Origin of the sequence: Bdellovibrio sp., assembly GCF_047637665.1 — a bacterium.
Lineage (GTDB): Bacteria > Bdellovibrionota > Bdellovibrionia > Bdellovibrionales > Bdellovibrionaceae > Bdellovibrio.
Genome location: NZ_JBLJBT010000005.1, coordinates 109,881 through 120,783 on the forward strand (window position 1 = coordinate 109,881; position 10,903 = coordinate 120,783).

Sequence of the window (10,903 nt, forward strand, 5' to 3'; positions counted from 1 at the left end):
ACTTCTCCCTACAACGAGTATTTGTTAATCACTCCAACCAACGTGTCTTTCTTAAAGGGTTTTGCGATATGATCGTTACACCCTGACTTTAAAGACTTCTGTCGATCCTCAGAAAGAGCATGGGCGGTTAAAGCTATAATCGGAGTGGGCTCCTTATGATTTTCAACTTCCCACTTGCGAATACTATCTGTGGCCGAGTATCCATCCATTTCTGGCATTTGAACATCCATGAAGACGATATCAAACTGTCCCGACTTTACCTTATTTACCGCTTCAAGTCCATTCTCAGCTTCAACAATTTCGTAAGGTCCGTTTTTTAGATAGTGAGTAAAGAGCGTGCGGTTGTCCTCAGTATCATCTGCAACCAGAATGCGGATTTTCTTGTCAGGATCTCGTACTTTTGGGGGGGTGAAGCTGAGTTCAGACTTTTGCATAATGAGGGGTCTGTGTGTGACCGGATTGTAGATTTGCTCACGATAGGGAATTGTGAAGAAGAAAGTTGTCCCCAATCCTTCACGACTCTTAAACCAAATTTGTCCACCCATAAGGTCAATCAGACTTTTGGAGATCGCAAGGCCTAAGCCGGTACCTCCAAAGCGACGAGTGATGGAGGTATCCGCTTGGGAGAACTTTTGGAAAATAAGATGCTGCTTATTCGTGGGAATTCCGACCCCTGAGTCACTGATACTGATCATGAGACTGTCTTTTTTGGAGGGATTCTTTCCGACAGTGACTTTGATATACCCATGCTCCGTGAACTTCAGGGAGTTGCTGACGAGGTTGATAAGAACTTGGCGCAACTTCGTCGGATCCCCCATCAAAAAGGGGGATAGGCCGGGATTGATCTCAAAAGAATAGCTGAGACCTTTTTCAAGCGCGCGCGGCTTCATGATTTCTTCCACATCGTTCAGAATTTTTTTGAGATCAAAGGGGATATTTTCAATAGAGACTTCCCCGGCTTCAATCTTAGAGAAGTCCAGAATATCGTTGATCAGCGACATCAGCGATTCGCCCGCTTTGCAGAAAATTGTTACGTAGTATTGTTGTTCGGGATCGAGTTTAGTTTCCTTTAGAAGGTCCGCCATGCCCATGATCGCGTTCATCGGGGTGCGAATTTCGTGACTCATATGAGCCAAAAAATCTGATTTTGCCTTGGAAGATCTAAGCGCATCCTCTTTTTCCGAGATAAGGGCCTGTTCGGTACGACGAAATTCGGTGATATCTTGAGTTGTTCCATACATGAAGAGGGCATTTCCGTAGCTGTCATACTCCATGCGCCCGTGGGCTCGTATCCAAACGATCTCATGGGTGGTTTTCTTTTTTATACGAAAATCCAAGTTGAAGGGGCGGATGTCTTTTTGGGCCTCTTGAAAAGTATGATCAAAAAGTGACAGATCGTCCTTAAAAATCAAAGAACGGAAGAGATCATATGTCGGGAGAGTTGTTTCTGGGTCCAACCCAAAAAGTTGAAATTCTTGTTCAGACCAGAGGCATTTTCCGGTCCCTATTTCCCAGCGGAAAGAACCTGTTTTAGAAAGAGCTTCGGACTCTTTTAGAAGATTCTCTTTGAGTTTAAGTTCATGTTCGATTTTCTTCTTCCAACGAACGTCCCATCCAATGAGTACCAGAACAACTTTTGAAGAGTGAGGTATCTTGATTCTTGTCCAAGACAACTCAAGGGGGATGCGTTCTCCAGTAATTTTTTTTAGAACGGCATCGAGTGGCCCGGGAGGTGAGGTCTGGGTTTCTTCTTGGAGTGAGGAGGAAATCTTTGTAAAGTCCGTTTCAATCCACATTTGCAGATCTGTTCCACCTAAAGCGGATCGAGCCATGCCTGTCATGGTCGCGGCGTAGGGATTGATCCCTCGAATTTGAAAAAGGGTCTTTTGTTCAGAACTGTCTTGCACCACTTCCACCACAAACAAGGCTTCGTGAATCGATTCAAAAGTTTGCTCCAAGAAGTCTTTGGTGGCCTTCGTTTTTAAGAAGTTCTCAGAAAGGGCATTAAAATTTTCAAAAATGGGGTGGAATTCCCCCTTTTCGGGGATTTCTAGCTTTGTTGAAAAATCATTCTCTTTAAGTTTGGCAAGTCCCAAAGAAAGATTCAAAAGAGGGTCGAACAGTCTTCGCGCAAGCCAATAGGTAAGACCAATGGCCACAGAGATGATAAACAGAGTCGCCAGAGAGAGAGCCAACACGTTCTCGCGAAAAGGGACCAACGATTCTTTGACGTTCATCTTTGCGATCAAAATCCATTGAGTGTTCCCGGGAAGAGTGAGGGTGCCGATGGATTGAAGAGCTTTTTCCCCCATATAGTCGTTGGAGATCTCCAGAAGCTGATCGCTCAGAAGATAGCGTTTAATCTGTTCTTGCGAAATGCCCAGGTTTAAGGCGGTGGTACGAGCGATTTTTATTTGCTCCAAGTTGGCCGAAGATTCAGGGAGGCGCGAATAGGATTTAAGAAATTTGTCGGGATTTTCAGAAAAGAGACGTGAATTATTTCTAAGATAGCCATCGACGCCGAAGACGACAATCTCGCCACTTTTTTTTAAACCCAGTTGATCCCAGTGTTGTTGGTTACTCAGAAGGTTGTCCAATCGGTCGATTGGAATCTGATAAAGCAAAGTGCCAAGAAAATTCACTTTATCAAAAATGGGAGTTGCCAGATAAGCCACGGGATACTTTCTTAACCGTGACTCCGGGGCAAAATCAAAAAACTTTGTGGTGCCGATCGGCGCATTTAATGACCATCTAAAAATTTGAGTCATCCGAGAGTTGTTAAAAGGGCTGATTCTAACATTGGCTCCAAAGTTAATACCTTTGTTGACGGAATAGGCGACGTTGCCATCCGGATCAATCAGTAAAACGTCGCTAAGATTTAGCTGTTTCAGCGTGTGAGACAAGAAGGGGTGTAAAGTTTGATGGCTTTTAAAGTAGGCCAGGGCCGACATTGCGGATCGCCCCTCAGAAAGGGCCTCTTTTTGAAATTGATCTTGAAGAAAGGCGGCAACGGAAGATATTTGTGTCAGGGTTCGAATGATCTCGGAAGGATCGGGCTGTGTCGTCGCCTGGGCAATTAGCGATTCTCTTGATTTATGGTCGGGGTGAGCATCCAACCATTGTTTTATTTGCTGTCGCTCTTGTGGATATCTTCGCAAAAATCCTTTGAGCTCATTGAGCTCTGAGGTCATCTTCAAAGAGCTATTTAGATATTCAATATCACGCTGCAATTCTTCAGATTTGAAAACTCGAGCTTGCTGAAGTTTTTCGCGAGAAATTTCTTGAAGGGTCGTTGCGCCGATTTTATACCCGATCGTGCCTGTCAGAAGAAGGGTGCCAAGAACAAGAGTCGCGGTAAAAAGGAAAAGGCGGCTTTTATGAGTCATATATAGGCATTACATAGAGACATAGCTGATCTCGATGTTCAAAAAGTGAACTCTCATTTGTTTTACCAGATCTTTTAAGGGGGCGGAGTTGTTGTCCTTGGCGGCCTTTTCCATTTGCGCCGCGAGTTCGCTGAGTTGATTAAACCCATACCCAGCAGAAGCCCCTTTGACCTTATGAGCAAGCTGAGAAATAGCGACAAGGTCATTTTTCTCAACGAGCTGAGTGAGGGTGTCGATGTCTTTCTTTCTATTTTCTATAAACTGGGGAATAAGATCTCTCAGATCCGCATCAATTTCGACTTTCATCTTAGACATTTCCATGAACTCCTTATGCTTGAAGTGCACTGCTGTTTACAAAGCATTTTAGTTTAGATGAGTCTTTATTGCATACATTTAATAACAGCAGTAAAATCGCACAGATATATTCCAGGACAAGGTCGTGTTTTGAAGGAAATCCCCTCTAAAACGAGGGTGCAATCATTACCAAATTGTAGCAGTCCAGGGGTTCTGGTGCAGACTCCCTTGAAAAGCAGAGCCAAATAGGGTTTAATGGTTTCATGCGCCATTTTGCATCTAGAAATCTTATTCTTAGATTTTGTTGCAGCAGAGAATTTCTGCTCGTGGCCGCTTAGTATTTTGCTCCCACTTTTTTAAATTCAATCAAAATTAATACTCAAATCTATCACTACTTCCTAAAGGAGGATGGCATGAACACAGAACCTCGCATTTTTATTACTGATCAAGATTATCACCGCTTAACCGCTTTGGTTTCTCAAGTTGAAGGGCAATGGGCGGAAGTTCTCGAAGAAGAATTGGGACGGGCTCACGTGATCTCTCAAAAAGAGATCCCCAAGGACGTCGTGACGATGAATTCGAGAGTCAAATTTCTGGATGAAGCCACGGGCCAGGAAAGTGAAATGACCTTGGTATATCCACAAGATGCAAAGTTGGAGGCGGGACGTATTTCAATTCTGGCCCCTGTCGGCATTGCTCTTCTAGGTTTGACTGCGGGACAGTCCATCGATTGGAAGATGCCGAACGGAATGATCAAGAAGCTTCAGGTCAAAGAAGTGATCTATCAGCCCGAAGCTGCTGGTCAGTGGGAACTTTAGTTGCGAAGTTCAGTACAGACCAACTTAATTTTCTCGGAATTTTTGTTATAGGTGGCGCGAAACTCTTGGGAACTTTGTGAGTAAGAGAGTTGCGCGTCCACCCGCAAATTGGGCGCGTACCAGAGCTGAATATAGGTGTCATTGTCCAAAAGAGGAATCTGATACACTTTTGCAGAAGTGCTTTCGACAACGATAAAGTTTTGAATGAGATCTACCTTCCCTAAATCCATTCCTTGTTCGGCGCTAAAATATCTTTTCATTCGAATTGAAGAAAATCCGTGAGGGTCGTTTTCAAAGCGACAGCTATAGACGGAACTCTCGTCCGCAAAAACGGAGGAGGCAAGGCCGACACAAAAAAAAGCGATAAGAAGTCTCATTTATTTCTTATCGCGAAATGCCGCGATGGACTTAACGACTTGCTCCTGGTCTATGGACCAGAAACGCTATTTGAGCGCCGTATTAACACCCCTTAAACAAGCAACCTCCACTTTCAGTGGATCAATCAGCAACAACACATTGTGTGGATTGTGACCGAGGTTTACCAACTCGATACATTGATCAATCAGATTATTGATCTTCGTGGCATAGGCGGCTTTACATTCCTCCTCAGTCGGATTGGGGTTTCCGGGAATGACCTCTTTGCAAATTCTCCAGTTGCCGGTGCGCAACTCATCGGCGCGAGCCTTGATGGAATTTTGAAGTGTGCCTTTCTCTTTCTCAAGATTGCACATCTGCTTGGCGTAGGGGCGAAGTTCGGCATCGCTCCAATCTGCGACTTCTCGAAGTTTTGGAATATAAACGGTGTCGATCACCTTCTTGGTGCAAGTTAAAAAAGGCTCGGGGTAGTTTGCCATGCTGGTTTGGGAAATGCCGATCGCTAAAAGAAAGATCCAGATCGAATTCATAGAGTCTTCTCCAGTGAGTAGATGGTTAAAATGATCCGTCAGTAGATATTCAATTTAGGTTTTGATGAAAAGGGGATCAACGCGGACGGGGATTATACATGATCTTTTAAAGTGTATTTTTGCAGGATTGCATTTTGACTCGGATTCAGAGAGGGAAGACTATGGACAAGAGGTGTCTATGAAAGTCATTGGGATGAAGGGTTTTGGCGGTCCTGAGATCTTGCAAGTAGAAGAGCGGGCTCGTGTAGCCCCTGCGGATACGGAGGTCTTGATTGAAGTTCATGCGGCGGGGATCAATCGCCCGGACTGTGCGCAACGCCAAGGAAGTTACCCGCCTCCTCCGGGAGCCTCGGATATTTTAGGACTTGAGGTTGCGGGGAAAGTGGTGGCTTGTGGAGCAAAAGTTTCCCGCTGGAAGGTCGGTGACGCTGTCTGTGCGTTGGTTTCTGGAGGCGGATATGCCGAGTATGTCGTTGCTCCGGCCGGTCAGTGCCTTCCAATTCCTGAGGGTTTTGATATGATTCATGCGGCGGCATTGCCAGAGACCTTTTTTACCGTTTGGGCCAATCTTTTTGAAAGTGGACGTCTGCAAAAAGGGGAGAGTGTCTTGGTGCATGGGGGATCGGGTGGAATTGGAACGACGGCGATTCAGATGGCGCATGCCTTTGGCGCCCATGTGTTTACAACAGTTGGGAAAAGAGATTCGGTAAAGCCTTGCCTCGAGTTGGGAGCAAAGAGAGTCATTCTGTACAAGGATGAGGACTTCGTATCTATCATCAAGACTGAAACGCAAGAGCGCGGAGTGGATGTCATCTTAGATATGGTGGGCGGAGACTATTTCGCTCGTAATATCGAGGCGCTGGGAATGTTGGGTCGTCTTGTGCAAATTGCGACGTTGCATGGGGCTCAAGTACAATTGGATCTGCGTAAAATGATGTCTAAACGTCTGACCTTAACCGGCTCGACTCTTCGCGCGCGACCGGTTGAAGAGAAGACTCGATTGGCGGCGGCTCTAGAAAAGAACATTTGGCCCCTGCTCAATCAAGGTAAATTAAAGCCCATGGTCTTTAAAACGTTCCCACTTGAAAAGGCGCGTGAGGCTCACGAATTGATGGAGTCCAGTGCTCATACCGGAAAGATTGTGCTGGTGGTGAGATAGACCTGGATCAGCGGGATGCCGCAAATAAAAAAGGAGTTTGCCGGTGAAAGCAAACTCCTTTTTCTGTGGGGGGAAGAGATTGTCTTAGTGACAAGCTCCATCAGATTCAAGTTTGATAAGATCGATATTGTCGACGCTAGGATTGCTAATGTCATAACGTTTGATTTCAATCTTTGCGGTTCCAAAGTTTTCGTATTGATCCCAGCCGGCGAATAGAACGTGGGCTTTATAAGTATAATCAATGACTCCTTGATCGATTCTATCTGTTTCGATTTCGACATTTTTAACAAAGACATTGGCAGCAGAGGCGATCGCGGGACGGCAGCGTTCATTCAGAATTTTTTCGATACGTTCACGAACATCATAGTGCATGTCTCCGGCCTTTGAGAAGTCGACAGAGTAACGTTCAACACCGTTTCCAGCCAAAGCGGTTGAGGCAAAAAGACTGACAACTAAAATAAGACTTTTCATTTTTAATCCCTTCGTTTTTAAGATGAGCAGGGTGTATCAAAGCGAGATGGGAATCGGCGAGTCTTCATTTTGTAGAAAATCTACCGATAATAGATTATGGGTTCATTTTCAGCGGAATTGCAGAGAATTCGTAAGAAGTACTTTCCTGACGCCGCCAAGGCCGCTTGGCAACATTGGCATCTAAAAGGACTGCAAATCAACTACGCTTATTACATGCGCCTTGAGCAAGGAAAGGCTTTGCCAACCCCTGAAATTGTCAGCCAAATTGCGGGTTTTGTTGGGCAGACGGATGGGGAATTTCTTATCAAAAGTTACTGCGCCCAGGTCTTTCCAAATTCGGCCTATCTTTTTGGTGGCGTCGCAGAAGAGGCAGATTCCAAAGTCGATCGTCAGGATTCTGTTAAGACCTTGACTCAGCATTTCTTGAATCTGCGGCAGGTGGCCGTGTTGGGTTCTTGCTCCAGAAATTATCACTTGTTTCTATTGTCCACTTTAGCAAGGCGGCCTTTAAAGCTGACGGAGCTATCGCGATATTTTAAAAAATCGGAGTTAGAGGCGGGCCTCGATGAACTGTTGCGCGCCCAGATCCTTCTGAAAGTCGAAGGTGGCTATGAGGCGGCCAATCCCGATGTGCGTTTTCCTCCGGCTGAAAGTGAAAAGTTGAAAGAGACTTATCGACGTCTGGATAATTGGGATTTAGAATTTGGCCAGACGGTGGAGCTAGAGCAGGTCGTGCAGAAGATGATTTTGCGAAGAATCTCGTTCAGATATTATGGTCTTATCAAGAAACAATTAGATCTGATCTTCGAGACCATCCGTTCCGCTGATGAGTTGGATACAAAGTATAACGAGAACGTGATCCAGCTCCAGGTGTTACTTAAAAAAGGACGACTTCCGGGATAGTTATGGAATGGATACCACCCAAAGAGCGATTTAATCATCATGAGCAAACAGGTTCTATTTCTTTAGAGCTTGTGCAAGAAGCCGTGGCCAAGTTTGGGCTGAATCTTGCCGAAAGCACAATACGTCGCCTGTCTGGCGGCTTTATGAATACGAACTATTTGGTGGCGGAGGGGTCTGGTTCTTATGTCTTTCGATTTTACTCTACGGATCGAGTGACCGCAGAGCGAGAAAAGGATGTTCTTTCATTTCTGAAGTCCTCGTCCGTTTTAGTGCCAGACTCGTTTGGCAGCTTTGAGGTTCAGGGACGTGCCTTCGGTGTGATTGAGTTTATTGATGGCATGACATTGGAGGATCGAATCCTCGAAGGTGATATCGACATGTCAGTCTTTGAGCAGATTGGCAGGCAACTCGCGCATATTCACAGCATCAGATTTTCGGAGGCAGGTTTCATTGGGCCTCGCATGAAGTTGGGGCGCGAGTATGTTCACTTTGGAATTTTTATTCGGCAGTTCATTGAGCGAACCCTCCTTAATCTGCGAGATAAAGAAGAACGTTTAGACGCTGAAACCAGTCGGCGGTTTTCAAGCTTAGTGCAAGACAAGTGGGACCTTGTGTTGAGGTCTGAGATCTTTCATGAACTAGTCCACACAGATTTCAATCCCAAAAATATTCTGGTGTCCAAAAAGGAGCCAACCCAAGTGTTGGGCGTCATTGATTGGGAATTCTGTCTGGCAGGCAATGGACTGATGGATCTTGGAAACTTTTTTCGATTTGAGTACGACTACCCTCCGGGGGCTCGGGACGTCTTTGCGCAAGGATATCGCTCGGTCTCCCCGAACTTAGCAAACAATTGGGTGGAAGTTTCAAAACTTCTAGATCTAGGCAGTATGTGTTCGTTTTTGGAGCGTCCCGAAGACTATCAAAAATCTTTCCGCACAGCGCGAGCGGTGGTCCGATCCACTCTGGAGTATTTTGGTTATTGAGAGGGTCTGGGCCTCCAGTTTTGGCTTATATTTTTTCAATTAATGATCTAGAACAGAGTGATACGTAAAGGAGATTGCATGTCTTATTCTTTTAATAAAACACTTAACTGCACATTGTCTGAAGCTATTGAAAAGGTGACTGAGGCCTTAAAGGTTGAGGGTTTTGGGATTTTGACTGATATTGATGTTCAAGCGACCTTGAAAGCGAAGATCAATAAAGATATGCCGGGATATCGAATCCTGGGCGCTTGCAGCCCGCCGTTGGCTTTTCAAGCCATTTCCGCCGAGCCTTTGATCGGAACGATGCTTCCCTGCAATGTCGTCGTTCGTGAGCTGGACGCTCATAAAACGGAAATCGCTATCATTGATCCCGTGGCCTCCATGTTGGCAGTGAAGAATGAATCCCTGGGACAGGTTGCAATAGAAGTGCAAACAAAACTAAAAAGAGTGGCAGAAGCTCTTTAAAGGTCTCATCTCATTTTGAGAAACGATTGATTAAGAAAGTGCATCTAGGGGCTTTCGGGGTTAAAGCCCTCGCCGATAAGTTGTTTATGAAAACATTCTTATTTTCAGTTATTTTTCTATTTAGCGTATTTGGTTTTGCGGGAGAAGACCCCTGTTTTAGTCGCATAGAAAGTCCGGTTCTCAAGATTTACTCTCAGACGTCTTTGGATGTGGATTCAAAAATGGTCGGGCTGATGGGGACATGCAAGGAACTCAAGAAGACGGCAATGTATGAAAAAAAAGGTGTGGTACGCAGTCTCGCGGAAGGTTTTGTTCAGGCTGTCGGAGTGGGCGGCATGTTCGGCCTCGGAGCCAGCGCTTTTTCGAAAATGAATAACAACGAACACCAAAAGCAATATATGTCGGAGCTTGAAAAGATTAAGACTATCCCGGACAGAATGGAGCGAATCAAGCGGGTGTACGAACTCGTCAGCACCTATCAAGGCCAATATGACTATGACTCCTTGGGGAAAAAAACAGATTTTGTCGAGGGTAAGATGGTCGGGGCTTTGCGGCCTGAAAATCTTGTCGATGCCGCTAAGAAAAATGGAACTGCGGGGGTTTGTCGTCACTTTGCGGCTCTTCTGTATTGGAGTCTTTTGCAAGTCGGACGGTCTTCTGAATCTAAAGATTCTGCTTTAGGTGAGAATGACTTTTCGGTGTCCTATATGACTGGAGACGTGCCCTTGGCGGGAGGCAATTCGGGAGGGCATGCGTGGGTTCGCGTGAATCTTCCCGTGAAAAACGAAAAAGGAGTTCGTGACTTTCGACATTTTGATTTAGATACAACATGGTATCCACAAGACTTTACGGTTTTGATGCCGCGAAGATCGGGCCTTAGTGAAAACGCGAGATCCAAAGCAGTAAGTGATTGCCAGGAAGTTAAATCATGTCTTATGAAACGAAGTATTCAGCAGGATCAGTCATTTCGTTCCAAACAGCGAACGACGGAAGCGGACGGAGTTCGCTAGGTCTCAGCTTTCACTTGCGAGATGATGAGATATAGGGTGGGATAAAGAAAAGGAGATCTCATAATGAAAGCCAAACTGCCTTTGATTGCTCGCCTCTTGTTAGGACTTGTCTTTTTTGCCTCGGGTTTGATGGGATTACTAAATCTGGTTCCGCCACCTCCTGATTTGCCAGAGCGTCTTGTGACTTTTAATACAGGCCTTGCGGCGTCGGGGTATTTTTTCACTTTACTCAAAGGGACGGAGACTGTTTGCGGTCTTTTGCTTTTGAGCGGCTTTTTTGTTCCATTGGCTTTGGTGGTTTTAGCACCCATTGTATTGAACATCTTCCTTGTTCACGCCTTTATGGCGCCCAGTGGGTTGCCTCTGGCTATTGTACTGGGTTTGCTTTTGTCGTACCTTTCGTTTTTTGCGCCACCGTACTCTTCAACGGTAAAGTCGCTTTTTCGCCGTAAATAAAAAAGGGGCTGAATGATCTGTACCCCTAAAAAGGTACTGATTAATAAAAGGGA

The 10,903-nt window shown here is 45.4% G+C and carries 12 protein-coding genes; 7 read left to right on the forward strand and 5 right to left on the reverse strand.

Annotated features, from left to right (window positions below):
* Nucleotides 1-8: 8 nt before the first annotated feature.
* Both ACM64D_RS01095 and ACM64D_RS01100 read right to left on the reverse strand, forming a co-directional pair.
* On the reverse strand, nt 9-3,386 hold the full coding sequence (locus ACM64D_RS01095; RefSeq protein WP_415061332.1) for an ATP-binding protein: 3,378 nt from the start codon (nt 3,384-3,386) through the stop codon (nt 9-11).
* Between the two features lie 9 nt (nt 3,387-3,395).
* A complete protein-coding gene (locus tag ACM64D_RS01100; protein WP_415061333.1) occupies nt 3,396-3,701 on the reverse strand; it encodes an Hpt domain-containing protein in 306 nt (101 codons plus the stop codon).
* Nucleotides 3,702-4,093: 392 nt separating this feature from the next.
* Here ACM64D_RS01100 and rnk point away from each other — a divergent pair, with 392 nt between their 5' ends.
* A complete protein-coding gene (gene rnk, locus ACM64D_RS01105; RefSeq protein WP_415061334.1) occupies nt 4,094-4,498 on the forward strand; it encodes a nucleoside diphosphate kinase regulator in 405 nt (134 codons plus the stop codon).
* On the opposite strand, the gene ACM64D_RS01110 is transcribed toward rnk, so the two are convergent.
* Nucleotides 4,495-4,875, reverse strand: a complete 381-nt coding sequence (locus ACM64D_RS01110) for a cell wall hydrolase (RefSeq protein WP_415061335.1) — start codon at nt 4,873-4,875, stop codon at nt 4,495-4,497. The two genes, rnk and ACM64D_RS01110, sit on opposite strands and share 4 nt — an antisense overlap.
* 66 nt (nt 4,876-4,941) lie before the next feature.
* Entirely contained in the window at nt 4,942-5,403 is a 462-nt protein-coding gene (locus ACM64D_RS01115; protein WP_415061336.1) for a hypothetical protein, read from the reverse strand.
* Between the two features lie 178 nt (nt 5,404-5,581).
* Between ACM64D_RS01115 and ACM64D_RS01120 the strand changes: the two genes are divergently transcribed.
* Nucleotides 5,582-6,562, forward strand: a complete 981-nt coding sequence (locus ACM64D_RS01120) for an NAD(P)H-quinone oxidoreductase (RefSeq protein ID WP_415061337.1) — start codon at nt 5,582-5,584, stop codon at nt 6,560-6,562.
* Nucleotides 6,563-6,646: 84 nt separating this feature from the next.
* On the opposite strand, the gene ACM64D_RS01125 is transcribed toward ACM64D_RS01120, so the two are convergent.
* Nucleotides 6,647-7,033, reverse strand: coding sequence for a hypothetical protein (locus ACM64D_RS01125; protein ID WP_415061338.1), 387 nt, complete (start codon nt 7,031-7,033; stop codon nt 6,647-6,649).
* Nucleotides 7,034-7,129: 96 nt separating this feature from the next.
* On the opposite strand from ACM64D_RS01125, the gene ACM64D_RS01130 reads away from it, so the two are divergent.
* From ACM64D_RS01130 to ACM64D_RS01150, 5 genes are all read left to right on the forward strand, one after another.
* Complete coding sequence (locus ACM64D_RS01130; protein ID WP_415061339.1) at nt 7,130-7,936, forward strand: hypothetical protein; 807 nt, start codon at nt 7,130-7,132, stop codon at nt 7,934-7,936.
* A 2-nt stretch (nt 7,937-7,938) separates the two neighbouring features.
* Nucleotides 7,939-8,919, forward strand: coding sequence for an aminoglycoside phosphotransferase family protein (locus ACM64D_RS01135; RefSeq protein WP_415061340.1), 981 nt, complete (start codon nt 7,939-7,941; stop codon nt 8,917-8,919).
* A gap of 78 nt (nt 8,920-8,997) precedes the next feature.
* Nucleotides 8,998-9,384, forward strand: a complete 387-nt coding sequence (locus tag ACM64D_RS01140; RefSeq protein ID WP_415061341.1) for a DUF302 domain-containing protein — start codon at nt 8,998-9,000, stop codon at nt 9,382-9,384.
* Between the two features lie 86 nt (nt 9,385-9,470).
* Entirely contained in the window at nt 9,471-10,394 is a 924-nt protein-coding gene (locus ACM64D_RS01145) for a hypothetical protein (protein WP_415061342.1), read from the forward strand.
* A 63-nt stretch (nt 10,395-10,457) separates the two neighbouring features.
* Nucleotides 10,458-10,850, forward strand: a complete 393-nt coding sequence (locus ACM64D_RS01150; RefSeq protein ID WP_415061343.1) for a DoxX family membrane protein — start codon at nt 10,458-10,460, stop codon at nt 10,848-10,850.
* The last annotated feature ends 53 nt before the right edge of the window (nt 10,851-10,903 follow it).

What these genes read in the sequence shown, in the direction of transcription:
- ACM64D_RS01135 (WP_415061340.1), top strand. Translation starts at nt 7,939, where the DNA reads ATGGAATGGATACCACCCAAAGAGCGATTTAATCATCATGAGCAAACA.
- ACM64D_RS01120 (WP_415061337.1), top strand. Translation starts at nt 5,582, where the DNA reads ATGAAAGTCATTGGGATGAAGGGTTTTGGCGGTCCTGAGATCTTGCAA.
- ACM64D_RS01130 (WP_415061339.1), top strand. Translation starts at nt 7,130, where the DNA reads ATGGGTTCATTTTCAGCGGAATTGCAGAGAATTCGTAAGAAGTACTTT.
- ACM64D_RS01140 (WP_415061341.1), top strand. Translation starts at nt 8,998, where the DNA reads ATGTCTTATTCTTTTAATAAAACACTTAACTGCACATTGTCTGAAGCT.
- ACM64D_RS01125 (WP_415061338.1), bottom strand. Translation starts at nt 7,033, where the DNA reads ATGAAAAGTCTTATTTTAGTTGTCAGTCTTTTTGCCTCAACCGCTTTG.
- ACM64D_RS01110 (WP_415061335.1), bottom strand. Translation starts at nt 4,875, where the DNA reads ATGAGACTTCTTATCGCTTTTTTTTGTGTCGGCCTTGCCTCCTCCGTT.
- ACM64D_RS01145 (WP_415061342.1), top strand. Translation starts at nt 9,471, where the DNA reads ATGAAAACATTCTTATTTTCAGTTATTTTTCTATTTAGCGTATTTGGT.
- ACM64D_RS01100 (WP_415061333.1), bottom strand. Translation starts at nt 3,701, where the DNA reads ATGTCTAAGATGAAAGTCGAAATTGATGCGGATCTGAGAGATCTTATT.
- ACM64D_RS01150 (WP_415061343.1), top strand. Translation starts at nt 10,458, where the DNA reads ATGAAAGCCAAACTGCCTTTGATTGCTCGCCTCTTGTTAGGACTTGTC.
- ACM64D_RS01095 (WP_415061332.1), bottom strand. Translation starts at nt 3,386, where the DNA reads ATGACTCATAAAAGCCGCCTTTTCCTTTTTACCGCGACTCTTGTTCTT.
- rnk (WP_415061334.1), top strand. Translation starts at nt 4,094, where the DNA reads ATGAACACAGAACCTCGCATTTTTATTACTGATCAAGATTATCACCGC.
- ACM64D_RS01115 (WP_415061336.1), bottom strand. Translation starts at nt 5,403, where the DNA reads ATGAATTCGATCTGGATCTTTCTTTTAGCGATCGGCATTTCCCAAACC.